General features: G+C 72.4%; 21 protein-coding genes. 9 read left to right on the top strand and 12 right to left on the bottom strand.

The features are described from left to right. Window positions 1-5: 5 nt before the first annotated feature. The 5 genes from ACZ3KJ_RS25865 to ACZ3KJ_RS25845 all read right to left on the bottom strand — a co-directional run bounded on the left by ACZ3KJ_RS25865 (window position 6) and on the right by ACZ3KJ_RS25845 (window position 4,937). Window positions 6-590, bottom strand: a complete 585-nt coding sequence (locus ACZ3KJ_RS25865; protein ID WP_467530424.1) for a nucleotide exchange factor GrpE — start codon at window positions 588-590, stop codon at window positions 6-8. A gap of 10 nt (window positions 591-600) precedes the next feature. Next, window positions 601-2,505 carry a molecular chaperone DnaK gene (gene dnaK, locus ACZ3KJ_RS25860; RefSeq protein ID WP_467530422.1) on the bottom strand — a complete coding sequence of 635 codons (1,905 nt, stop codon included), beginning with the start codon at window positions 2,503-2,505 and terminating at the stop codon, window positions 601-603. 81 nt (window positions 2,506-2,586) lie between these two features. Beyond that, on the bottom strand, window positions 2,587-3,114 hold the full coding sequence (locus ACZ3KJ_RS25855; protein WP_467530421.1) for a YflT domain-containing protein: 528 nt from the start codon (window positions 3,112-3,114) through the stop codon (window positions 2,587-2,589). A 694-nt stretch (window positions 3,115-3,808) separates the two neighbouring features. Then, on the bottom strand, window positions 3,809-4,375 hold the full coding sequence (locus ACZ3KJ_RS25850) for a type 1 glutamine amidotransferase domain-containing protein (protein WP_467530420.1): 567 nt from the start codon (window positions 4,373-4,375) through the stop codon (window positions 3,809-3,811). Window positions 4,376-4,487: 112 nt separating this feature from the next. After that, window positions 4,488-4,937 carry a DUF1931 family protein gene (locus ACZ3KJ_RS25845; protein WP_467530419.1) on the bottom strand — a complete coding sequence of 150 codons (450 nt, stop codon included), beginning with the start codon at window positions 4,935-4,937 and terminating at the stop codon, window positions 4,488-4,490. 557 nt (window positions 4,938-5,494) lie between these two features. On the opposite strand from ACZ3KJ_RS25845, the gene ACZ3KJ_RS25840 reads away from it, so the two are divergent. Together ACZ3KJ_RS25840 and ACZ3KJ_RS25835 are read left to right on the top strand one after the other, a co-directional pair. Further along, window positions 5,495-5,872, top strand: coding sequence for a DUF2267 domain-containing protein (locus ACZ3KJ_RS25840; RefSeq protein WP_467530417.1), 378 nt, complete (start codon window positions 5,495-5,497; stop codon window positions 5,870-5,872). 87 nt (window positions 5,873-5,959) lie between these two features. Beyond that, a complete protein-coding gene (locus tag ACZ3KJ_RS25835; RefSeq protein ID WP_467530603.1) occupies window positions 5,960-6,277 on the top strand; it encodes an aldehyde dehydrogenase family protein in 318 nt (105 codons plus the stop codon). A 104-nt stretch (window positions 6,278-6,381) separates the two neighbouring features. Here ACZ3KJ_RS25835 and ACZ3KJ_RS25830 read toward each other — a convergent pair whose 3' ends face one another. After that, complete coding sequence (locus ACZ3KJ_RS25830) at window positions 6,382-6,702, bottom strand: DUF2795 domain-containing protein (RefSeq protein ID WP_467530415.1); 321 nt, start codon at window positions 6,700-6,702, stop codon at window positions 6,382-6,384. A gap of 786 nt (window positions 6,703-7,488) precedes the next feature. Between ACZ3KJ_RS25830 and ACZ3KJ_RS25825 the strand changes: the two genes are divergently transcribed. Beyond that, window positions 7,489-7,623 (top strand): hypothetical protein, encoded by a 135-nt coding sequence (locus ACZ3KJ_RS25825; protein WP_467530413.1) that lies wholly within the window; start codon window positions 7,489-7,491, stop codon window positions 7,621-7,623. A 104-nt stretch (window positions 7,624-7,727) separates the two neighbouring features. After that, window positions 7,728-8,090, top strand: coding sequence for a DUF2267 domain-containing protein (locus tag ACZ3KJ_RS25820; protein ID WP_467530412.1), 363 nt, complete (start codon window positions 7,728-7,730; stop codon window positions 8,088-8,090). Window positions 8,091-8,763: 673 nt separating this feature from the next. On the opposite strand, the gene ACZ3KJ_RS25815 is transcribed toward ACZ3KJ_RS25820, so the two are convergent. The 5 genes from ACZ3KJ_RS25815 to ACZ3KJ_RS25795 form a co-directional block, all read right to left on the bottom strand. Beyond that, window positions 8,764-10,545 carry a PucR family transcriptional regulator gene (locus ACZ3KJ_RS25815; RefSeq protein WP_467530411.1) on the bottom strand — a complete coding sequence of 594 codons (1,782 nt, stop codon included), beginning with the start codon at window positions 10,543-10,545 and terminating at the stop codon, window positions 8,764-8,766. Between the two features lie 725 nt (window positions 10,546-11,270). Next, the gene (locus ACZ3KJ_RS25810; protein ID WP_467530409.1) at window positions 11,271-12,044 is read right to left on the bottom strand and encodes a class I SAM-dependent methyltransferase; all 774 of its coding nucleotides are present in this window, start codon (window positions 12,042-12,044) and stop codon (window positions 11,271-11,273) included. A gap of 159 nt (window positions 12,045-12,203) precedes the next feature. After that, window positions 12,204-13,163 carry an amidohydrolase family protein gene (locus ACZ3KJ_RS25805; RefSeq protein WP_467530407.1) on the bottom strand — a complete coding sequence of 320 codons (960 nt, stop codon included), beginning with the start codon at window positions 13,161-13,163 and terminating at the stop codon, window positions 12,204-12,206. 100 nt (window positions 13,164-13,263) lie between these two features. Beyond that, complete coding sequence (locus ACZ3KJ_RS25800; protein ID WP_467530406.1) at window positions 13,264-14,616, bottom strand: MFS transporter; 1,353 nt, start codon at window positions 14,614-14,616, stop codon at window positions 13,264-13,266. A 281-nt stretch (window positions 14,617-14,897) separates the two neighbouring features. Further along, window positions 14,898-15,797, bottom strand: coding sequence for a fumarylacetoacetate hydrolase family protein (locus ACZ3KJ_RS25795; RefSeq protein WP_467530404.1), 900 nt, complete (start codon window positions 15,795-15,797; stop codon window positions 14,898-14,900). 89 nt (window positions 15,798-15,886) lie between these two features. Here ACZ3KJ_RS25795 and ACZ3KJ_RS25790 point away from each other — a divergent pair, with 89 nt between their 5' ends. The 4 genes from ACZ3KJ_RS25790 (at window position 15,887) to ACZ3KJ_RS25775 (ending at window position 19,170) form a co-directional block, all read left to right on the top strand. Beyond that, the gene (locus ACZ3KJ_RS25790; protein WP_467530403.1) at window positions 15,887-16,612 is read left to right on the top strand and encodes a FadR/GntR family transcriptional regulator; all 726 of its coding nucleotides are present in this window, start codon (window positions 15,887-15,889) and stop codon (window positions 16,610-16,612) included. A 154-nt stretch (window positions 16,613-16,766) separates the two neighbouring features. Beyond that, window positions 16,767-18,017 carry a DUF3500 domain-containing protein gene (locus tag ACZ3KJ_RS25785; protein WP_467530402.1) on the top strand — a complete coding sequence of 417 codons (1,251 nt, stop codon included), beginning with the start codon at window positions 16,767-16,769 and terminating at the stop codon, window positions 18,015-18,017. Further along, on the top strand, window positions 18,014-18,427 hold the full coding sequence (locus ACZ3KJ_RS25780; protein WP_467530400.1) for a nuclear transport factor 2 family protein: 414 nt from the start codon (window positions 18,014-18,016) through the stop codon (window positions 18,425-18,427). Before ACZ3KJ_RS25785 ends, ACZ3KJ_RS25780 begins: the two co-directional genes overlap by 4 nt. Further along, a complete protein-coding gene (locus tag ACZ3KJ_RS25775) occupies window positions 18,424-19,170 on the top strand; it encodes an IclR family transcriptional regulator (protein WP_467530399.1) in 747 nt (248 codons plus the stop codon). The genes ACZ3KJ_RS25780 and ACZ3KJ_RS25775 overlap by 4 nt, the downstream gene beginning before the upstream one ends. A gap of 77 nt (window positions 19,171-19,247) precedes the next feature. Here ACZ3KJ_RS25775 and ACZ3KJ_RS25770 read toward each other — a convergent pair whose 3' ends face one another. Next, window positions 19,248-20,471: an MFS transporter gene (locus ACZ3KJ_RS25770; RefSeq protein WP_467530397.1), complete on the bottom strand. Its 1,224-nt coding sequence runs from the start codon at window positions 20,469-20,471 to the stop codon at window positions 19,248-19,250. A 542-nt stretch (window positions 20,472-21,013) separates the two neighbouring features. Between ACZ3KJ_RS25770 and mhpA the strand changes: the two genes are divergently transcribed. Beyond that, entirely contained in the window at window positions 21,014-22,609 is a 1,596-nt protein-coding gene (gene mhpA / locus ACZ3KJ_RS25765) for a bifunctional 3-(3-hydroxy-phenyl)propionate/3-hydroxycinnamic acid hydroxylase MhpA (RefSeq protein ID WP_467530396.1), read from the top strand. Window positions 22,610-22,621: the final 12 nt, after the last annotated feature.

The following is a 22,621-nucleotide window of genomic DNA, read 5'->3' as shown; positions in this document are numbered from 1 at the left end:
GCCGCTCACTCCCGCTTGGCGACGGTCACGGCGGCCGGCCTCAGCTGCCGCTCGGCCTCGCCGTAGCCGGGGCGCAGCACCTGCGCCACGGTGTTCGGTTCGGCGTCGGGGTCCTGGACCACGCCGACGACCTCGTGCCGGGAGGGGTCGAACGGGACGCCGGTCTCCGCGTGACGCTCGTAGCCCAGGCGTTCAAGGATGGACACGGCCTGGTCGCGCACGGCGCGAACCCCCTCGACGATCGCCCCGGGGTCGGAGCCCGCGTGGTTCAGGGCCAGTTCCAGGTTGTCGATGACGGGAAGGAAGGCCGCGGCCGTGCGGGCGCGTTCGAGCGCGCGCTCCCGGTCCAGTTCCCTGGCGTGTCGCTTGCGCAGGTTGTCCAGGTCGGCGAGGGCACGCCGCCAGCGGTCCTCGACCTCTTTCAGCGCGGCCGCGTACTCGTCCTCGCCCCCGGCCGGACCGGTGGCCGCGTCGGGGCCCGGTTCGGGCTCCGTGGTCGGCGGCGCGGGCTCGGGCAGGTGGCCCTGCGGCGGTTGCGCGGCGCCTTCGGGCGGTAGGTCGGACGATCGGTCCTGGGGAGGGATCGGCATGGCGGGCACCTCAGCCCTTGTCGAACTCGGCGTCGATCACGTCGTCGTCGGCGCCGGCACCGCCCTGCCCGGAGCCGTCCGGCCCGGTGGTGTCCGACGGACCACTCGCCGCCGCGGCTTCGGCCTGGTGGGCGGCGAGCCCGGCGTAGACCTGCTGGAGTTCGGAGATCAGCGGCCTGACCTTGTCCACTCCGGCCTCGTTCTTGACCGCGTCGCGGGCCTCTGCCACCAGCATCACGGCGCGGGCCTTTTCGTGCGCGGGCGCGGCGTCGGCCAGTTCGTTCAGACGCTTTTCGACCTGGTAGGCGATCGCGTCGAGTTCGTTGCGGGCGTCGACGGCCTCGCGGAGTGCCTGGTCCTGGCCCCGGTTGCTCTCGGCCTCCTGGACCATGCGTTCGACCTCGCTGCGGTCGAGGTTGGAGCTCTCGCTGATGGTGATGCCCTGTTCCTTGCCGGTGTCCTTGTCGCGCGCGCTGACGTTGAGGATGCCGTTGGCGTCGATGTCGAAGGTGACCTCGATCTGCGGTTCGCCCCGCGGCGCCGGCCGGATGTCGGTGAGCTGGAAGCGGCCGAGGACCCGGTTGTCGGCGGCCCGCTCGCGCTCGCCCTGGAGGACGACGATGTCGACGGCGGGCTGGTTGTCCTCGGCGGTGGAGAAGGTCTCGCTGCGGCGCACCGGGATGGTGGTGTTCCGCTCGATGATCTTCGTCATCACTCCGCCGCGCGTCTCCACGCCCAGGGACAGGGGGGTGACGTCGAGCAGCAGGACGTCCTTGACCTCGCCCTTGAGCACCCCGGCCTGGATCGCGGCGCCCAGGGCCACGACCTCATCGGGGTTCACGCTCATGTTGGGTTCCTTGCCGCCGGTCAGCCGGCGCACCAGTGCCTGGACGGCGGGGATGCGGGTGGAACCGCCGACGAGGATGACCTCGTCGATGTCGCTCTCGCCGACCTTGGCGTCGGCCATGGCCTGCTGGATGGGACCGAGGCAACGCTCCACCAGGTCGCCGGTGATCTGCTCGAACGTGGACCGCATGATCGAGTCGGTGAGATGCTTGGGCCCGGAGGCGTCGGCGGTGATGAACGGCAGGCTGACCTGGGTCTGGGTGACGGAGCTGAGCTCGGTCTTGGCCTTCTCCGCCGCCTCGAACAGGCGTTGCAGCGCCTGCGGGTCCTTGCGCAGGTCGATGCCGTTCTCCTTCTGGAAGTCGTCCGCGAGGTAGTCGACCAGACGCCGGTCGAAGTCGTCGCCGCCCAGATGGCTGTCACCCGCCGTGGAACGCACCTCGACCACGCCGTCGCCGACGTCGAGGATGCTCACGTCGAAGGTGCCGCCGCCCAGGTCGAAGACGAGCACCGTCTCGTGCTGCTTCTTGTCCATGCCGTAGGCGAGGGCGGCCGCGGTCGGCTCATTGATGATCCGCAGCACTTCCAGGCCGGCGATCCGTCCGGCGTCCTTGGTGGCGGTGCGCTGGGCGTCGTTGAAGTAGGCGGGCACCGTGATGACCGCCTCCGTGACCCGTTCCCCCAGCTGCTTGGAGGCGTCGTCGGCGAGTTTGCGCAGCACCAGGGCACTGATCTCCTCAGGCGCGTACAGCTTGTCACGCACCTTGAAGCGGGCCTCGCCGTTGTCTCCCGGGACGACGTCGTAGGCGACGGCCTTGGCCTCGTCGGGGATCTCGTCGAAGTGCCGGCCGATGAACCGCTTGGCCGAGTAGATGGTGCCCTTGGGATTGAGGATCGCCTGGCGGCGGGCCAGCTGGCCCACCAGGCGCTCGCCGGTGTCGGTGAAGGCCACCACGGACGGTGTCGTCCGGTTGCCCTCGCTGTTGGGCACGACGGACGGCTCGCCGCCCTCCCACACGGCGATCACCGAGTTGGTGGTGCCCAGGTCGATGCCCACTGCCTTGGCCATGAGGAACTCCTTCCGCGTCGGCCGACGTCCGTCGGCGGCCGTTCATCCTCCGGGCCCTGTCCGCCCGGCTTCGAAACTCGTTCAGCTGGGGGCGCGGTCGTTGCGCGGGCGCCGGCCCCTGGAGGAGGCGCTCTCGGTGTTCGCGCCGGCCCCGCTGTCCAGCCCGGCGACCAGCCGGACGGCCTCATCGGCGACGTCCTCGTCCACCACGACGTCATACCGGCTGGGCTCCATCGAGCGGACCGAGGCGAAGTCCCGGCGGCCGCCCTGGGCCGCGTGCAACAGCGCGCCGAGCAGCGCGCCGACGACCGCTCCGAAGATCAGCCCGTACAGCGCGAGGAGCAGACCGGAGACGACCGGATTCAGCCAGTTCAGCAGCCCGAAGATCCAGCCGATGAGCACGCCGGGCAGCGCTCCGGTGGCTGCGCCGTGGAGGGCGGCCGCACCGTACCCCACTCGACCGATCACCTGTTCGACCAGGCGTACGTCCTCACCGATGATCGCCACCTTCTGGACGGGAAAGCCCTGGTCTGCGAGGTGATCGACGGCACGTTCGGCTTCCTGGTACGTCGCGTACGAGGCGACGGTCCTGCGGGCCTGCTCGGTCATGGCCGCTCCTTCCGCCGCGGACCGCCGAGCGGTCCCGACAGGCCCCAGAGTGGCTGTTCGCCCGGTCACCCCGCCTGCGCCCAGCGGGTCGAAAAGTGGCACCGGCGGTCGGTCTGCGAGGACAGGAGGCGGGACGACGATGCGGGTGCGCGGCGGGGCACCTTCCCGTTCGGCCCGGCAGGGGACAGCGGGGTTCACGATGTCCCGAAGCGAGGGACTCTCCCCCCGCTTCGACGCTCAGGAGGCGGGCGGCACCCGGGACACCACCGTGCCCGCGGACGAGCAGCGGCACGGCCCCGCCCGAACGGCCGCCCCGCTCGGGGCGCACCCTCACGGGCTGATGGCACTGTGCCACACACCTTCGACGGCGCGGCCCAGCGCGAGATCCTCGGTCTTGCCCTGTGCAGGTCGCGGCCCTCGGGCCGTACCGCGCCGGACATTCTCCCGGGGCCGTCTGCGCCTGGCGGTGTCGTCCTGGTTCCCACCCGGGACGCGGACCCCTTCCCCCTCTCCAGGCTGGTACGGCGCACCGCGGCGAACCTGTCCCTGCGTGGCGACATTCGACGCGGCTGCGCGACGCTACGGGCCGGCGACCGTACGGAGGCGACCGCCACGGCTGACCGGCCCGCGGGGTGGAGAGCGGGCCCACCTCCACCGTGCACCGCCTGCTCTCTCCGCAGCCCGGCCGTTGGGTTCAGCCGGGCATGGGGTGATGCGCCCGGGCGAACTGCTCCACGACGGCGGCGCAGAAGGCAGGCAGGTCGGCCGGGCCGCGGCTGGTGACCAGCTGCCCGTCGACGACCACCTCCTGGTCGGCGACGACCTCCGCACCGGCGTTGCGCAGGTCGGTGCGGATGCTGGGCCAGGACGTCAGGCGGCGACCGCGCACGGCGTCGGCCTCCGCCAGGGTCCACGGGCCGTGGCAGATCGATGCGACCGGTTTCCCGCTGGCCATGAAGTCCCTGACGAACTGCACCGCGTCGCGGTCCATGCGCAGTTGGTCGGGGTTCATGGTGCCGCCGGGCAGGAGCAGGGCGTGGTAGTCGTCGACGGAGGCGTCGGCGACCAGGCGGTCCACAGGGAAGGTTCCTGCCGCGTTGAGGTCGAACTGGCGGGCCTGGATCTCGCCGGGATGGAGCGAGACGATCTCGGTCTTCGCCCCTGCGCCGTGTAGCGCACCGCGCGGCTGGTCGAGTTCCACGCGCTCGACGCCGTCGGCGGCCAGAATCCCCACCCGCATCCCCCGCAGTTCCTGTGTCATGGTGCGGCTCCCTTCAAGTCGCTGGCTCTACGACACGAGTGGCAGGGACACACCCGGCAAGGCCCGTCCGGATCCCTTTTCCAGATCGGTGACACGCACCGGGGCGCGACTGCTACAGCAGCCGGTCGAACACCGCGGTCACGCCGTCCCAGTGGCTGGTCTGCGGGTTCTTGACATCCGGATACACGATGCCGAACGTCTCGGCGAGGGCGACGCTGAGACCGCCGATGATCTCGGGGTAGCGCTCTTCGGTCTCCTGGGTGGGTGTCCTGTCGAGGGGAGGGTGCGCGGCGAGCTGTTCCACGATCGGCTTCAGCTCGACCTCCTCGTCGAGCTGCCGGAACCGGTGGATGCTCTCCTGAAGGCCCTTGGTGATCGGCAGGTCCCATGGTTCGACGGTGTCCCGGCCGTTGGCCTTGGCCGACGCCTGGCCGACGACCAGGAGGTCGTAGAGCTTGGCGTTGACGAAGTCGCCGTACCGCTTCAGGTCGTTCTTGTCCACATCGAGACCTGCGGCGGCGCGGAAGAACCTCTCGAACTTCGACACACCCATCACGGTCATGCCTCTCGCCTCCTCGCCAGGAACCGGACGGCGTCGTTCGCTCACGCTCGCGCCGCCATCGGCTGTTACCCGGTCGAGATTCGCAGAGCCCCCTGCTGAGCGCCTCCGCACCCGAGGCCAAAAAAGAACGCTGCCTCCTACCCTGGCAGAGCAGCAGGAAATGCGCGGGCATCCTCCGGCCAGCCGTACGGCCGCCCGAGGCCATGCCCATCTCTTGGGTGCGGGTGAGCCGACCGCGCCCACAGGCGCAGCGCCCTGACGCACATCCGGCAGACCGGCGCCGGGCGTTCCCGAGGACCGCGGCTCTGCCGTGGTGGAGGCCGTCCGCACTTGTGCTCGGAGGTGTACCGAGCCCACTGCTTTTCCTCCCGCGGGGAGCAGGCGGAGTGCGGCCCGCATCGGGAGCATGGAGATGTCCGATGTCACTCGACCTCTGCTGAGGCGCACGCACCCTGACCCGCATCAGCCCACCACCCCCACACGCACGCTTGCACCCTTCGGTGGCTGTCTCAGGACCCACCCCGGACAGCTGCAAGGCTTCGGAAAAAGGACCACTCATGGACTACGACGCCTTCATCGACACCATCACCCGGCGCGCCCCTGTCCCCCCGGAAAAGGCGGAGCCCCTCACCCGCGCCACCCTGGAAACACTGGCCGAGCGGCTCACCAGGGGTGAGGCGGAGGATCTCGCGTCCGAACTGCCCAAGCCGCTGAAGGAACCGCTGGTCTCTCCCACTCCGGAGGCCGAGCCCTTCGGACTCGACGAGTTCGTCAATCGGGTGAGCAGGCGAGCAGGGGTGAGCCCGGACGAGGCCCGCGAGGGCGTACGGGCCGAGCTGAGCACTCTGAGGGACGCGGTCAGTGACGGCGAGTTCCGCCAGGTCATGTCCCAGCTGCCCCGGGACTTCGAAGCTCTCGTCAGCGCCCCGGGCTAGGAGGAGCCATGGCTGGACGGTCACCACCTCGAGCGCACCGTGTAGGCCGCGTTCCTCGGCCGGATGGGCGACACCGGGCAGTGCTGACTGGCCGCCAAACGCTTCATCGTCCTTGCCGACGTCTACGACGCCTTCGTCACCGGGCTGCGTGACCGGATGAGCGAGATGCAACCGGGGGGTCCGGTCGACCCCGCCACCACGCTCGGCCCGCTGTCCTCGGAGGCCGCGGCCGAACTCGCGATGGAGCAGGTGCGTGAGCGGTGGACAAGGGAGCCACGGTGGTGCTGGGCGGCGGGCGGCCCGACCTGCCGGGCGCCTTTGTCGAGCCGACCCGCCTCGCCGTGCCGACGCAGACATTCCTTCGCACGGCCGCCCAGCCCGTCGTCGTACCTGCCGGCTGGGTGAGTCCATCGCTCCGGCCGGGCCGCTCGGCGCCGGCGGTGACGCCGAACGGGTGGCGAGGCGGCACGCCCGCTGAAAGGCGCGGCCGGCACCGAGCGGCCCGGCCGTCAGCTGTCCAGCTCCTCCTCGACTGGCGGTTTCGGCACATCGCGCAGATGCTGCGACTGCCCCGGCCTGCCGCCCTGGCGGGCCTGCTCGGCACGCTGCGCCGGGCTCAGCCCAAGGTCGGAGTCGGGATCCACGCGCACCGACCGGGCCACCTCCTCACGGTTGGCATACTGCTCGGCCGGGATGCCACGCAGCGCCTTCACGACATCCGGCGCGGCGCCCGACCGGCTCGCCGCTTCGATCAGCCGGTCCTTGCCGGCGGGGAAGTCGACATCCTTGATGGCCTCCACCACGTCCCGGGCGCTCGTACTGTGGGTCATGGCCTCTTCTCCCTTCATCGGAATCCGGAGTCCTGGGCCACCCGGGTAACCGCCAGGGGCCGCTCACTCACCTCCTTCACCCGCCGGATGTCCCCCGGTTTGCCCGGTCTGGGTCGGGGAGACCCGGCCGGGCAGGAGGTGATCGTCGTGCCCGAACCCGGGAGCAAGAAGTACGACACCGAGCGTGGCCGGGGCCCGAAGGGCGAGCGGTCCGGGAACTCCGGCTGAGCGTCCCCCTGGAACTCCAGCGACCGGGCCGCCGTGCGCCGACGGTGGATGGCGTCCCTCGTCCGTCGCCCCGTCCGAGCATTCAACCGCGCGGTCCACCGTGTCGACTGTTCTGCGTGGCATCGGCGTCCGGCCCGGCCACGACGCCGGGCGTGGCATCGGCGTCCGGCCCGGCCACGACGCCGGGCGTCACCACGCACCCGCCCCGGGCGGTCACGCCGTGGCACGGAACAGCCCTTTCCGGCTGAGGCCCTCCGCCCCCAGTGGCCCCTGCCGGGCATGCGGTGGCAACCGTCAGGTCTTCCCTCACTGGGGCGTACGCGCTGACCTGCATGAACTCATGACCGCTCGGCGACACGGCGGAATCGATGCCGGCCCTGCCCAGTGGCCGAGGCGACAGGTATGGGTTTGACTGGATCTGTTGGTGAGCACGCCGACGGACGGCCTGCCGACGACTGGAGCAGGGCGCATGGAGTACGACGCAATCCTGGCGAAGGCAGCCGAGCGGGCGGGCGTCTCCCCCGATGATGCGGAGACCCTCACACGCGCCACCTTGAGGTGCTCGCCGACCGGATCAGCGAGGGAGAGGCCCAGGACCTCGCGGAGCCGCTGCCCGAGCCGCTGAAGAGCTGGCTGCGCACGGACGAGGAGATCGCGAAGGCTGCGGGGCCGACTCGTTCGTCCGGCGTGTGACGGACCGCGCGGAGGCGCCCCGCGAACTCGCGGAGGCGGGGATGGGCGCGCTCTCCGCTCCCGCGGGCCCGGCTGGCGGAGGCTAGCGACCGTTTGGAGGCGCCATGGACAGCGACGAGTTCATCCAGCTCGTCAGCCGACGGGCCCACGTGCCCGAGGAGCAGGCCAGTGAGCTGACCCGGGCCACGATGCTGACGCTGGGCGAGCGGATCACCGGCGGCGAGGCCAGGGACTTGGCCGGCGTCCTGCCCGCCGAGATCGCCCCGCCTCTGGTCCCACCGGAGGATGGCGCGCAGAAAATGGGGGTCGACGAGTTCGTCCGGCGAGTGAGTGAGCGTGCGGGCGTCGATGAGACCGTGGCGCGCAGGAGCGTTTCGGCGGTTTTCATGACTCTGGGAGAGGCCGTCCCCGGCACGGAGTTCCAGGACGTCATGTCGCAACTGCCGAACGCGTTCCAGAACATCTAGTGCCGGGCGTCCCGGCGCGCGGAACACGGCTGCGCGCACGCCATGAGAATCGCTCGCAAGCGCTTGTGCGACATCCAGGCCGGTGGGGGGCCGGCAGAGGCGGTGGCGCGGCATGTGCGGCCCATCCCCGCAAGGTCGTGGCCCTCGGCAGCGTGAACAACGGCGCTGAGGTTCCAGGCCGCGCGGTCTGCTCGGTGGCCCGATGCAAGCTGTCGTCGCCCGCACGAGCCTCTCCTGCGGCAGCGGCTCGGCGCTGCGCAGGGGTTCGTACTCCGGCAGGCACGCCGCCGGACGGGCGCGCACCTCGCCGACCAGGATTCGTGGCCTTCGACCTGGTCCACCGAGGCGACGACCTGACCGGCCGGCCGCACGCGCGGCGTCGGGCGGCGCCGCCAGGCCTCGGTCGCGGACCGCGGCCTGTCGGCGCCGTTCACGTCGACGCGGGTTGGCTGGCGTGGACGGCGGCCGGGGTGGAGGGGCTGTGCTTCAGTCGGCCGAGTGCGCACCCGTAGCGCGCCACCGTGGGCACCTGGTGACTCCGCAGCCGGCACCCGGCTGCTCGACCAGGTCGCCGCCGGCCGTCCCGGCATCCGCGGGGCGGCCCAGATGCCGCCGCCCGGCCCACCCGCTGCGGCGCTGCTGACACCACTCCCGCAGGAGTTCCAGCGAGGCGTCAGCCGGGCCCGCCCAGCACGATCTTCCACACTCGGGTCGCCACCTGGAGGTTCAGCCGGTCCTCGACGTTCGCCAGGTCGTGGCCGCTGATGTCGCGGATGCGCTGGAGCCGATAGCGCAGCGTGCTGCGGTGTACCGCGAGGGATTCCGCGGTCTCGTCGTAGTTGCCGCCCCAGTCGAAGTACCGGGACAGGGTCTCCACCAAGGCCGCGTGATGCCGGGAGTCGTAGTCGATGAGCTGCCCGAGCCACTCCTGGACGAACGTCTCCAGTTCCCCGTAATCGTTGCCGGGTCCCAGGATGCGATAGAGGCCGAGCTCGTCGAAGAACGACGTGCCGTAGCGCTCGCGGGAGTGGCGGCGCACGTCCAGGGCGCGTTGCGCCTCCTGGTAGTGGTGGGGGATGTCGTTCAGGGAGTCGGAAGGGGCACTCACCCCGATCGTCCCGGACCGGGTTCCGGTCTCCCGGGCGAGCGCGTCGTACAGTGCGCGGGGGTGCGGCCTGTCGTCGGCGACCAGGACGACGTGGTCGGAGCGTCGGGTCAGCAGCGAGCGCATGCCGACGGCAGAAGCCGCCCTCCCCACGGTCTGTGCGAAGGAATCGTCGGCGGTCCGGTCCGACCACTGCACCACGACGACGTAGTGGCTGCGGTGCAGGTCGTGTCCGGCTGCCTCGGACCGGGCGTAGGCGCTCGCCTCGTCCGTCCCTGCCAGGAGGTCGTCCACCAGCTCGCGGTGCAGCCTCTGCTCCACTTCGGCCAGATCGCGCAGGTGTGTCAGCTCCAGGGCGAGTGACGCGGCAGCGCGTTCCAGCGCGAGCACGGTGTGCTCGTCGGCCTCGTCCCGGGCATCGACCAGGGCCAGCACGCCCAGGATCTCGCCGTGCGGGCGGATCAGGGTGATCAGCCGGTCCCTTATCCTCACCGGCCCGGCGTGACGGGCGACGGCGTGCAGCATTTCGTCCTGGCGCACTGGGTCCGGTTCGGGATAGGGGACGGGGCGGCTGGGGCCGGTCCAGGACCTCAGCCGACCGAAGCGGTCCTCGACCAGCGCAGGAAGTCCAGTGAGCCCGTGCAGTGCGCGGGTGACGGCTTCCTCGCCGCCGCCCGAGGCAGCGACGCCGGCCATGAGCGAGTGAACGGCTCGCTCGTAGCCCAGCTCGGCCACCACAGAGATCAGCTGCCGCTGGAGGGCTGTACGTTCGTCCCTCAGTCGGTGCAGCTCCAGCGCGTCCTCGCGTCGGCGGCGATGTGCGAAAGCGACTGACAGAGCAGCAGCGGTGTGCCGGACGAGCGTGGCGAGCAGAGATCGCTCGGCCTCCGTGGGCCGGGAGCGGGACGTCACCACGAGGTAGCCGTGGAGTCCCTCGAGTCCGCGTAGCCCCAGGGCCCGGCCCCAGGGCCTGCCGGGTACGGTCACGTTGCCGTCCTGCCCGGCCAGCTCCCGCACCCTCCGGCTCACGGCCGAGGCAGGCATCTGTCCGTCCCTTGGACTGGGGACCAGGTCGCCGCCCACATTGAGGTATCCGGCCTCGGCACTGTATGGCCCCGCGGCGGCTATGTGGTCCATGGCCAGGCGCAGGATCTCGACTTCGTCCGGAGTGCCGAACAGGGCGCGGGAGAGCGCGACCAGTTCGTGGCGGGCATGGTCGGCTGGGGTGCGAGCGGGCGGGCGGGGCCCTCCGCGCGCGGCCGTCGGGTGCCGCCCGGCGCTGCCCCGCGGAAGGCCGCCCTTCCGGTGGGAGCAGCGGTGGTACAGGCTGTGCGCCCGACGGCCGGCCATGGGACCACTCCGTCCCTCGACGTTCCTCAGAGAACCGAGCGGCATGTCGCGTACCCGCTCACGGGCCGGCTACCCAGATGTGTGGATCCTTTCTCTCGTACTCGTGGGGCGACCGGGACATCGAAGCGGGGGGCCGGTGGCGCGGCGTGCGGTGCCGACCGGGGTGGCCGGTGGCGCGGCGTGCGGTGCCGACCGGGGTGGCCGGTGGCGCGGCGTGCGGTGGGGACCGGGGTGGCGCGGAGCTGGTGTTCGCGGTGGCGCACGCAACCGTGTGGCCCGGTGGTGGGGCAGGTCCCGCACGGCGGAGGACGAGGGGATCTGGCCGTACCGCGTGCGCCTGCCGGCGGGGGCCAGTTCCGGCCGGGGCTGAACCAGCGGCGGTCACCCGCGTCCGGCCCGGTAGGACGGACCGCGGCCCCCGCCCACCCTGACGGGAGCGTCCTCGACATACGGGGTCTGCACCCGCTCCTGAAATCGAGGCCATGGATTCGCCGGTGACACCACCCGTCAAACCCCTGGTCGCCGAACTGGCGGCGAAGACCCCGCCGGGCCTGCAAGTGCGAGGCGGACCCCGGGACTGGTGAGGCCGGATGTCGATGTGCCGCGTATTCACCGACGCTCAGTTCCTGGGCCGTGCTGAACTCCCACTCCTCGTCGGTCAGTCGCCCTCGCGTCACGGAAGAAGATCTACCAATGCAGACCTCACCACGAGGGCGAATCGTGCCCTAGTCGTCCGAGCCCTCGGCCGACGGCGGTACCTCGACGACGAAGAACAGGAAGCAGGGTCTGGCCGACAGGTCGTCGAAGCCGTCGGGGAACAGTGCACGGGCGGCCGGGTCGGGCTGCGGCTCGCTGATGACGGCGAGGCGGAAGCCGGCGGCGGTGAAGGCGTCGATCATCGCGTGCAACGGCTTGCGCCAGAACCGCATCGGGACGGACTGCCCGCCGAACGTCCAGTCGAAGGTGTAGCTGGTGGTCGCGAAGTAGTCGGGCCGGGGATCCCCGATCGTGTAGGCCACGAACGGGTGGTCCACCGACGCGATCAGCCGGCCGCCGGGCCTGAGCACGCGCCGCAGCTCGGCCAGCGTCGGCCCCCAGTCCTCCAGGTAGTGCAGCACCAGCGACGCGACCACGTCGTCGAACGCGCCGTCGGCGAACGGCAGGGGGTCGCGCAGGTCGGCCACGTGCAGGGCCACGTCGTCCCCGAGCCGCCGCCTGGCCAACGCCAGCATCCCGGCGCTGGCGTCGATGCCGGTGACGACCGCACCGCGGTCGCGCAGTGCGGCGGACAGGGGGCCCGAGCCGCAGCCGGCGTCCAGGATCCGGCGGCCGGCCACATCGCCGGCCAGGGCCGTCATCGCGGGCCTCGCGTAGTACGCGTTGACGAGGCTGTGCTCGTTCTCCGCCGAGTACGCCTCGGCGAAGCTGTCGTAGTCGTTCACCCGGGCCGGCGCCGCGGACCGGGCGGAACTCTCGGGCAGGTCGGTCGATCGGTCCATCGTCGCAGCGTAGTGGTCACATGATCCGCCGGACAGAACCTGTCGTCGTCGGCCCGCGCCAGGGCGCGACCGCCCCGGTCCCGCCCCGGTACGGCGGGACCGGGGCGGTCCCGCCCGTGAACCGGTCGGCGGCGCGGTCGCGCCGCGCCCCAGGGGGCGTCAGAGCCCGAGCAGCCGTTCGGCGTTGAGGTGACAGATCTTCGCCCGGTCGAGTTCGCTGATGGGGGCGTTGTCGATGAAGTGGACGGCCTCGGCGTTGCCCTCCATGGGGTAGTCGGTGGAGAACATGATCCGGTCGGCGCCCAGGGCGAGGAGGCTGCCCAGCAGCGGTGCCGGTGCGCACACCCCGCTCGTGGTGATCATGATGTTCTCGCGGATGTAGTCCGAGGGCCGTTCCCTGCCGAGTTTCCGGCCGCGGTGGTCGAGGAACGCCCAGCGGCTGTCGAGACGCCACAGCATGCTCGGCAGGCCCTCGCCCATGTGCCCGAGGACGAGCGTGGCGCCCGGGAACCGGTCGAAGACGCCGGAGAAGACGATGCGCAGGGCGTGGGTGGCGGTCTCCACGCCCCAGCTCCACATGGGGCCGATCAGTTCCTCGTGGCCGCCCAGGTTGTGCCAGGTGTCGTAGGAATTGGCCGGGTGCAGGTAGAGGGGGACGCCGAGGGCCTCGGCGCGCTCCCACAGCGGGAGGTACTTGTCCGCGTCCAGGTACTCGCCGTGGGTGTGGCCGTTGATGAGGGCGCCGCGCAGCCCGAGCTGGGTGACCGCGCGGTCCAGTTCGGCCACCGCGGCGTCGGGGTCCTGGAGGGCGAGGGCGGCGAAGCCCGAGAACCGGGTGGGGTGCTTGGCGACGATCTCGGCGAGGTGGTCGTTGCCGAGGGCGGCGTTGCGCACGGCCGTGGCGGTGTCCTTCTCCACCTGGACGCCGGGCGAGAGCAGCGAGAGGACCTCCACGTCGATGCCGTACTCGTCCATCTGGGGCAGGCGCACGTCGGTGAAGTCCAGCAGCCGCTTCAACGACGTCTTCCACTGCGCGGGGTCGAACATGGCGGCGCCGGGGAGGCTGTAGTGCTTCATCGCGTCGGTGGTGAAGTGCTCTTCGAGGGCGATCTTGCGCATGGTGGGTCCTTTCGTCGGGCTCCGTTGCCCGAGCGGATCGCGAGGGGGGCCGGCCGGGTGCCTTCGGGGCGGGCCGGCCGGGTCAGGCCGCCGAGTCGGGTCAGGTCGCCGAGTCGGGGCGGAGCGTGAGCGCGGGTGCGGTGTGCGGCCGGAGCTGCGGATGTCCGGTCTGCCGGTGCGGGACGCAGAGGGCGGCCAGCGCCCCCAGGGCCCCGACGGCGGCGAAGACGTAGAAGTTCCATTCCAGGCCGAGCCCGGAGTCGAGGAGGCGGCCGCCGAGGGAGGGGCCGACGATGGCGCCGAGCCTGCCGACGGACAGCGCCCAGCCCATCGCCGGCGTGCGCAGATCGGCCGGCATGCGGTCGATGAGGTAGGCGTTGACGAGGGCCTGGACGCCGAGCAGTCCCAGGCCGCACACCAGCAGGCACAGGTACAGCAGCCACATGGCCGGGCCCCGGCTGATCACGAGGAGGCCGGCGCCGCCGGCCAGGAAGGCACCCGCCACGACGCGGCGGGGGCCGAGGCGGTCCGCCAGGAGGCCGCCGGGCACCAGGCCGACACTGGCTCCGACCCAGGACAGACAGGTCAGGGTGAGCGCGGTGCCGGTGGAGAACCCGCCGGTCTGCATGATCGTGGGCAGCCAGGTGCTGAAACCGAAGGTCAGCAGCAGCCCGCAGAACGCCATCAGCCAGAACAGCACGGTCGTGGCCGCCAGCCGGCGCGTCAGCAGCAGGCCCAGCCCCAGCAGGCGGTCCCTCGGTGCCTGGGCGGCAAGCTGCGCCTCGGGCAGGCCGAACCGTGCGGTGACGCGCGCCGCCTGGTCGCCGCGGCCGGTGCGCAGCAGGTGCAGGGGGCTCTCCGGCAGCCGTGCCAGGGCCCAGGGGACCACGGTGATCAGCGCGGCCGCGCCCACGAAGTACAGGACGCGGAAGGAGACGTCGGGCAGCAGCCAGGCGCCGAGCAGCGGTGCGCCCAGCGAGCCCAGGCTCGAGGCGGCCATGACGATGCCGATGTTGCGGGCGCGCTGCCCGGCGGGGGACATCTCGGCGACCACGGCCGTGAGGGTGGGCAGGACGACGCCGAGCCCGATGCCGGCGAGCAGGCGGGAGGCGGCGAAGGTGCCGGGCCCGGCCGCCGCGCCGGAGGCGAGCATGCACAGGGAGAAGAAGGACAGGCCGCTGAGCAGGAGCCGGCGGGGTCCGACGCGGCGGCCGGTCGCCCCGGCGACGCCGGCGCCGATGAGCATGCCGAGCGCCGCCAGGGAGCCGATGTCGCCGGCCTCTCCCTTGGACAGGTGCCAGTCCGGCGTCGCCAGCAGCGACGGCACGGTGGCGCCGTAGACCGACAGGTCGTAGCCCTCGAACAGGGCGATCAGAGCGGTGAGTACGAGGAACGGCAGCAGGGCGGGCGCGTGGTCACGGGGACCGGACGGCGCCGTCGGGGTTGCTTGCACGGGCGGTTCCCCTTCGGGAGGTGGGTGTCGCCGATGTGGTGCTGGTGCCGAGGTGCCGCACGGGGCGGGCGGCGGACATGCGGCCCTGGGGCCGGGACGGCGGACATGCGCCCCGAAAGCCGGGACGGCGGACGTGCGCTCCGGGGACCGGGACAGCGGACACGCGCCCCGAAAGCCGGGGCGGCGGACATGTGCCCCAAGAGCCGGGACGGCGGACATGTGCTCGGAGGTCGGGACGGCGGCCGCGCCGCGCCTCGCACCGCCTCGCCCCGCCGCGCGCCTCAGTGTGCCGGAGTGCGGGAGGCACGTACGGCCGAGCGGCGCGCCTCGTTGGAGACCACGGTGTTGCGCAGCCGGCCGAGGCGCTCCACCTCCACCTCCACGACGTCGCCGGGTGCCAGCAGCCACGGTGGCGTCCGGGCGTAGCCCACACCGGAGGGGGTTCCGGTGGCCAGCAGATCGCCGGGGCGCAGCGTGAACGTACGGGAGATGTGGGCGAGGGTGTCGCCGACGCCGTACACCATCTCGTCGGTGCGGCCGTCCTGCACGACCTCGCCGTTGACGCGGGTCACGACGCGCAGTCCGTCCCGCAGGTCCCCCACGTCCGCCGCCGGGACCATGGGGCCGAGCGGGCCGGAGCGGTCGCCGTTCTTGCCGAGGATCCACTGGGAGGTGAGCTTCTGGGCGCGCCGCGAGGTGAGGTCGTTGAAGGTGGAGTAGCCGACGACGGCGGCCAGTGCCTCCTCCGGAGTGGCGTCCACGAGCGGGGCGCCGATCCACGCGACGACCTCGCCCTCCCAGTCCAGCCCGTCCTCGCCGGCCGGTACGGGCACCTCGGCGCCGTCGACGGTGAGCGACTGGGTCCAGCGGGCGAACAGCGTCGGGTGCGGCGGCAGTTCCTGGTCGCGGAAGGTTCCCTCGGCGACGTGCTTGAGGTAGTTCAGGCCGACGCAGACGACCCGGGCGTCCGGCCGTACCGGAGGGACGAACGTCACCGAGGACGCCGCGAGCGCGGGCCCCCCGCCACCGCGGGCGAGGTGTCCGGACGGGTCCGCCCAGAACTCCTCCAGCGGGGCCAGCACCGTGATCTCGCGCCCGTCGGGCGAGAGGTCGGCCACCTCCGTCCCGTTTCCCTGCCGCCGGATACCCACTATGCGCATGCGCAGCTCCCAGTCCGTCACGTCCCGAGGAAACCTCAAAACCCTTTAAAGGTTCGGAGGTTTGTGCTTCGATGGCGACTATGCCTCAGGAACCAGCCGACGGACAAGACATGCGACCGCGGCGCTCGACGCCGGGGGGCGCGGTGCTCTCCGGCCTCGGCACCGCCTCCCCCGGACGCACCCGCGCCGAGCAACTGGCCGCCGCCCTCGACGAGCGGATCAGGTCGCTCGGCCTGCGGGCCGGCGACGCCGTGGGGACGCTGGAGTCGCTGCGGGAGGAGACCGGCTACGCCTACTCCACGGTCAGCGAGGCGGTGCGGGTGCTGCGGGACCGCGGGGTCCTGGACATCCGTCCCGGGCGGGGCGGCGGACTCTTCGTCGCCGACCGCGGGCCGGTGGTGCGCCTGCGGCACACGCTGCTCGACGTCCAGGACGAGCCGGCCACCGTCGCCGACGCCATCGAACTGCGCGACCACCTCGAAGTGCTCGTCGACGTGGGCGCCGCCCGCTGCCGCACCCGGACGGACGTGGCCGAACTGCGCGAGCACGTGGAGCGGCTGCGAGCCGCACCGGACTGGGACGCGTTCATGCGGGCCAACTGGGCGCTGCACGAACGCATCGCCCGGATCTGCCCCAACCGCATGGCCGCGGCCGTCTACGCGGGGACCCTGGGGCACCTCAGCTCCGCCTCGTCCCGGTTCGACGACGACGCGGAGGCGTCGGGGCGCTACCGGGCCGAGCGGTGCGAGGTGCACGCGGACCTCGTCGAGGCCATCGCCGCGGGCGACGAAGACGCCGTACGCGCCGCCGTGGCCCGGCACAACACCACCACGTAGACAGTCGGCCCGTACCGGTCCGATCACCACCGCCGCACACGCACCGCACACGCACCACGCACCCTGCACACCGCACGTCGGCCGGAGCCGAGAAGCACCACCGCACACCGCACGTCAGCCGGAGCCGAGCACCACCGCATGAGAGGGACGCCTCATGTCATCCGCCGCATTCCGCAGGTACCTCTACCCCCCGGACCACCCGCGCATCGCCGACCTCAAGGGCATGGACGCCTACACCTACCGTGAGACCGCCCGGGCCGAGGGCACGTTCACGGGTGAACTGATCCGCGGCTGGACACCGCTGTACCGCAACGACTTCGTGGGCGTCACCGAGGACGGCACCCTGCGCCGGGACGTCCATCCCCTCGTCCCGGCGAGCCCGGGTGAGGAGGCGCCCACCGCCGCCATGGTCGCCGCCGCGCGGGAGCTGCTGGGCGCGCTGGACGACGAGGGCCGGGCCAGGCTCTGCCATCCGGTGGACGCCGTGGAGTGGCAGACCTGGGCCAATCCCGAGTTCATGCAGTTCGACACCGGGCTGCGCCTGGAGTTCCAGCCGCCCGAGGTGCGCCGCGCGGCGCTCGCCCTCGTCGAGGCGTCCCTCAGCCCGGAAGGGTTCGACGAGGTCCGCACGATGATGCGGATCAACGGCTTCCTCGGGGAGGTCGTCGGCCTGGAAGGCATCCTCAACGAGTTCAGCTACAACATCGCCCTGTACGGCGAGCCCGACCCGCGCGGCGCGTGGGGCTGGCAGCTGTACGGCCACCACTGCGCCGTCAACTGCCTCGTCGTGGACGGGCGCATGACGCTCGGGCCGGTCTTCCTCGGCGCGGAGCCCAACGAGATCGACGCCGGCCCGCACGCCGGGACCACCGCCTTCACCGAGCGGATCACGCTCGGCCGGCAGGTCATGGCCGCCCTCGACCCGCGGCAGCGGCGGGCCGCCACCGTCTACGCGCACATGGTCGACCCGGCGATGCCCGAGGGCCGGGTGCACCCCGGCGACGAACGGCATCTCGCCGGCGCCTTCCAGGACAACCGGGTCATCCCCTTCGAGGGCGTACGGGTGCCCGACATGCCCCCTCGGGCGCGGGAGGCGGTCATGGCCGTGGTGGAGGAGTTCGTGCGCCCCCTGCCGGCCGGTCCGCGCGCCGCCCGGCTCCGGGAGGTGCGCGCCCACCTGGACGAGACGTGGTTCTGCTGGATCGGCGGCCACGGCCCCGACGACGTGTTCTACTACCGCGTCCAGTCGCCGGTGATCATCGCCGAACTCGACCACCACTGCGGCGTGTTCCTCGACTACGACTCCCCCCAGCCGTTCCACGTCCACACCGTGCTGCGGACGCCGCACGGCAACGACTACGGCCGGGCCTGGGTCCGGCAGTGGCAGCGGGGAGGGCACCGGTGACCGGGACACGGGCGGCGGCCGCGACCGCACGGCACGAGATCGCCAACGTCCTGCACACCTACACCGAGGCCGCGGACCGCAAGGACGTCGCCGCCGCGGTCCGCGTCCTCGGCGGGGCGCGGGTCCGGTTCCCCTCGGACGGCTTCGCCACCCCCGCCGGCGCCGAGGCGTTCTTCAGCCGGCTGTGGGACTTCCCCGGCGGTCACCGGCACGACGTCTCCAACCTCGTGGTGGTGCCGGGCCCGGACGGCACGGGAACGTGGGAGGCGCGGGCCCACTACACGAGGTGGCTGCTGGATCCGTCGCCACGGGTGCACACGTTCGGCGCGTACACCCTGCTCGTGGCGGAGGCGGACTGGACGGTGCGGTCCCTGACCGTCACCCGGACGTGGACGGAGGACGGCGGGTGACGGACATCGGCCGGGCGACCACCGTGCTCGACGCGATCGCCGAGAGCCGGTGGCCGCTCACCCTGACGGACCTGGCCACCCGGACCGGGATCCCCCGCTCGGCGGTGCACCGGGCGATCCAGGCACTGGAGCACGAGCTGTACGTCGTGGCCGCGCCGGAGCGCCCCGGCTACATCCTGGGCCCCGGTCTGCTCAAGTTCGGCATGAACGCGCACCTGGGGCTGCTGGCCGCCAACCGCACCCAACTGGCGTCGGTGGCGCGTGAGGTCGGGGAGAACGCCGAACTGGCCGTCTTCAGCGGGCGGGAGGTGGTGGTCGTCGACCAGATCGCGTCCCCGGAACGCCTCAGGGGCGTCACCCAGGTCGGCAAGAGCTTCTCCCTGCACGCCAGTTGCATCGGTATGGCCCTGCTCGCGCAGCTTCCCGACACCCGGGTGGTCCAGGTCCTCCCCGAGCGGCTGAAGCGGTTCACCGACCACACGGTGACCGACCGCGACGCCGTGCTGGACGCCCTGGCCACCGTGCGCCGGTCGGGCGTGGCGGTCGACCTGGAGGAACACGACGTGGGGATCTGCGCCCTCGCCACGGGCATGACCGGGCCCACCGGAGCCCTTCAGGCCGTCGCCGTCGTCATGCCCACCCATCGATTCCGGGCCAAGGCGCCGCTGGCCGTGGAGAGTCTGCGCCGGCTCAACCCGCTGGTGGACACCCGCCTCGCCCTGCGGCAGTGCAAGGTGACCTGATCCCGGACGCCCCGTGTGGGCCGTACGGCCATGAGGCCGGGGGTGCGGTGCGCACCCCCGGCCTCACCGCCGTGCCGTCACACGCTCTCCGGTGACGCCGGCCCCGCACCACCGGCGAGGGCCTCCGGCGTACGGAAGTCGCCGGGGCCGACCGCCCGGTCGGTGCGGTACAGCAGGAACACCGCGACGAGACAGACCGCGGCGGCGGCCCCGAACGTCGCGAACACACCCCGCGCGCCGCCCACGGCGATCGCCGTGCCGCCCAGTGTCGGGCCGAGGAAGGCGCCGATGCAGGAGGTGCCGTTGGACCACCCGAGGGCGGCAGCGCGGACGGGCAGCGGGTAGATGTCGGCGGCGGTCGTGTGCACGAGGTTCATGGTGGTGTGACCGCCGATCCCCATGAGGGCCACGCACAGCGTGGTGGTGGCGACCGACACCGGAAGCACCAGCGCCCCGCCCAGACCGAGCACCGTACAGGCGCCGGTGACCACCGACAGCCGCGACGCCCCGTACCGGTCCGCCGCCCACGCCCCGGCGAAGGAGCCCGCCACGGCGGCGCCGGTGAGCGTGAACGTGAACAGCAGGGCCGCCCGCAGCGAGTACCCGAGGTCCGTCATCGCCTGCGCGGCCCACACGTTCAGTCCCTGCCACGCCACCATGTTGGCGATGGCGCAGAGGGCCACCACGAGCGCCACGGCCCTGCCGCGCCCGGTGAACAGCGCCACCGTCTTCTGCCGCCCGGTCCACCGCCGTGCCGCGCGTTCCTGCGGGGTGTCCGCGGGGATCGGCGTGCGCACGACGGCCAGCAGGATCACCAGCGCGGCGCCGGCGCCGATCAGGAACATCGGCCGCCAGCCGAGGGCCGGCAGGACCGGGACGGCCAGCAGCGACGCCGCGACCCCGCCCAGCGGAATGCCCGCCATGGTGATGGTGACGACCAGTGAGGCGCGCCGCGCGGCCGCGTTGTTGCGGGCGAGGGTCATCGCCGTGGTCAGCGCGCAGCCCACGCCGACGCCGGTGAGGAAGCGGGCCGCCGCCAGCGTCACCACCCCGACGGAGGCGGCGGTCAGGGTCGCCCCGACCGCGAACAGGCCGATGGCGAGGACCATGACGTGCTTGCGGCCGGCGCGTTCGGCGATCACCGGTGCCAGCAGGGAACCGGCGATCGCGCCGATGTACACCAGTCCGCCGACCAGGCCGGTCTGCGAGTCGGTGATGTCCAGGGACGCGTCCTCCAGCAGCAGCGGGACGACGGAACCGAAGACGATGAGGTTGAAGCCCTCGATCACCGTGATGATCATGCAGAGCGCCACGACCGCGGGATGCGATCGGGTCTCCGCCTCGGACGGGGATCCGGTGGATGCCCGGGATCCGGCCGGTGCCTGGGATGATCCGGTCGATGCCTGGGATCCGGTTGATGCCTGGGATCCGGTTGATGCGGGGACACGCATGCGGCTCTCCAGATGTTCGGGCGCCGTGGGCGCTCCAAGGTGCCGACATGCTGGGGAGCGGGGCGTACGCGCGTCCTGCTTCTGTCCCGGATTCCGGGACAGAAGCAGGACACACCCCCCGGCCGGTTCCGTAGCGTCTTCCGCGGGACGCAGACGGATTCCGGAGCCGCACTGGAAACCGGTCCCCCGCCGCACGGCCCGTTCCGGGGCGTACGGCGGACGCCGAGCCGCGCTCTGCCCACACGTCGTGACCGCCCGCCCCTGCCGTGGCCAGCAGCCGCAGCCGCAGCCCCGCGCAGGAGCCCACCGGCGCGGCGGTTGCGGCTCCGCAGCCGGCTCGCTCCCGCAGCCGCCGCCGTCCGTCCCGGACGCGCCACAGAACGGAGACCGCAGTGCACGCTGTCGAAGAAGACGCGTTCCCTCCGGCCGTCGACGTCACGATCGTCGGTTTCGGCCCCGTGGGGAAGCTGCTCGCCATCCACCTGGGCCGGCGCGGCCACCAGGTCCTCGTCGTCGACCGCAACACCGCCGGCTATCCGCTGCCCCGCGCGGTGACCCACTGCTCGGACTTCGCCCGCATCCTTCAGTCCGTGGGCCTGTCGCCCGACACCGTTCCCGCCATCACCCAGCCCTACGACGACATGTACGTCTGGCGCGACGGCGAGGGCCGGACCCTGGTCGAGGTCGACTGGAGCGGGCGCGGCGAATCCGGCTGGTACAACACCTACTTCTTCCACCAGCCGTCGCTGGAGGACGCGTTCGACACCCTGATCGCCCGGATGCCGAACGTCACCGTGCGCCGCGGCTGGGAAGCCGTCGCCCTGGACCAGGACGCCGACGCCGTCACGCTCACGGTGCGCGGCGACGCCCCGGGCGCGGAACGCAGGGTGCGGTCGGCGTGGCTGGTGGGCGCGGACGGCGCCAACAGCAGGGTGCGCCGGTGGGCCGGCCTCGACTGGCACGACGAGGGCTACTTCTACGACTGGCTGGTCGTCGATGTGAAACCCCGCCCCGAGCTGCGCTTTCCCCACATCGCGGCGCAGAGCTGCGACGCCCGCCGGCCCTCGACGATGGTGCCGGGCGGCCCCGGACGCCGCCGCTGGGAGTTCATGCGGCTGCCCGAGGAGAGCCGGGAGTCGCTCAACAGCGCCGAGACCGCCTGGAAGCTGCTGGCGCCGTACGGCCTGACCCCGGCCACGGCGGAGCTCGAACGGCACTCCGTCTACACCTTCCAGGCCTGCTGGGCCACTGAATGGCGGGCCGGCCGCGTCCTGCTCGCCGGGGACGCCGCCCATCTGATGCCGCCCTTCGCCGGCCAGGGGCTCGGCGCGGGCGCCCGCGACGCGATGAACCTCGGCTGGAAGCTCGACGCCGTCCTGCGCGGCCTGGCCGGCGAACGGATCCTCGACACCTACGGCTCCGAACGCCTCCGGCACGCCCGGGCGTTCGTGGAGTTCTCCATGGAGCTCGGCAGGATCATCTGTCTCACCGACCCGGAAGCGGCCGCGGCACGGGACGCCCGTATGACCGCCGACTGGAACATGGGCATGAAACCGCCGGCCCCGCCCCGCCCCGGACTGGGCCCCGGCCTGCACGAGGGCCCGGCCGGGGGTTCGCTCGCCCGCCAGGGCCGTGTCCGGCGGGGCTCCGGAGACCCGGTGCTGTTCGACGACGCCTTCGACGGGCCGGCGGCCGTCGTCGCGCGTCACGCCGCGTCGCTCACCGCGCTCCCCCAGGACCTGCACCGCCGCCTCGACCGGCTCGGCGTCAGCCGCGTCGCCCTCCACGGCGTCGGGGACGCCGACGTGAGCGTGGTGGAGGACGTGGACGGCACCTACGCCTCCTGGCTCGACGACCTGGCGGCCGACGTGGTCCTCATCCGGCCCGACTTCCACGTCTACGGCACCGGCGCCGCCGGCCGGGCGGCGGAACTCGCCGCCGGCTTCGTCGACCGCCTGGCCGCGCCCCAGCCGCTGCCCGCCCACTGACCGTCCGCCGGC

It is taken from the genome of Streptomyces sp. NPDC003248 (genome assembly GCF_055563235.1).
This window is presented reverse-complemented; position numbering and strand designations above follow the sequence as displayed.

Bases quoted from the DNA above. Each gene is read 5' to 3' on its own strand.
- ACZ3KJ_RS25865 (WP_467530424.1), bottom strand. From the start codon at position 590: ATGCCGATCCCTCCCCAGGACCGATCGTCCGACCTACCGCCCGAAGGC.
- dnaK (WP_467530422.1), bottom strand. From the start codon at position 2,505: ATGGCCAAGGCAGTGGGCATCGACCTGGGCACCACCAACTCGGTGATC.
- ACZ3KJ_RS25855 (WP_467530421.1), bottom strand. From the start codon at position 3,114: ATGACCGAGCAGGCCCGCAGGACCGTCGCCTCGTACGCGACGTACCAG.
- ACZ3KJ_RS25850 (WP_467530420.1), bottom strand. From the start codon at position 4,375: ATGACACAGGAACTGCGGGGGATGCGGGTGGGGATTCTGGCCGCCGAC.
- ACZ3KJ_RS25845 (WP_467530419.1), bottom strand. From the start codon at position 4,937: ATGACCGTGATGGGTGTGTCGAAGTTCGAGAGGTTCTTCCGCGCCGCC.
- ACZ3KJ_RS25840 (WP_467530417.1), top strand. From the start codon at position 5,495: ATGGACTACGACGCCTTCATCGACACCATCACCCGGCGCGCCCCTGTC.
- ACZ3KJ_RS25830 (WP_467530415.1), bottom strand. From the start codon at position 6,702: ATGACCCACAGTACGAGCGCCCGGGACGTGGTGGAGGCCATCAAGGAT.
- ACZ3KJ_RS25820 (WP_467530412.1), top strand. From the start codon at position 7,728: ATGGACAGCGACGAGTTCATCCAGCTCGTCAGCCGACGGGCCCACGTG.
- ACZ3KJ_RS25815 (WP_467530411.1), bottom strand. From the start codon at position 10,545: ATGGCCGGCCGTCGGGCGCACAGCCTGTACCACCGCTGCTCCCACCGG.
- ACZ3KJ_RS25810 (WP_467530409.1), bottom strand. From the start codon at position 12,044: ATGGACCGATCGACCGACCTGCCCGAGAGTTCCGCCCGGTCCGCGGCG.
- ACZ3KJ_RS25805 (WP_467530407.1), bottom strand. From the start codon at position 13,163: ATGCGCAAGATCGCCCTCGAAGAGCACTTCACCACCGACGCGATGAAG.
- ACZ3KJ_RS25790 (WP_467530403.1), top strand. From the start codon at position 15,887: ATGCGACCGCGGCGCTCGACGCCGGGGGGCGCGGTGCTCTCCGGCCTC.
- ACZ3KJ_RS25785 (WP_467530402.1), top strand. From the start codon at position 16,767: ATGTCATCCGCCGCATTCCGCAGGTACCTCTACCCCCCGGACCACCCG.
- ACZ3KJ_RS25770 (WP_467530397.1), bottom strand. From the start codon at position 20,471: ATGATCATCACGGTGATCGAGGGCTTCAACCTCATCGTCTTCGGTTCC.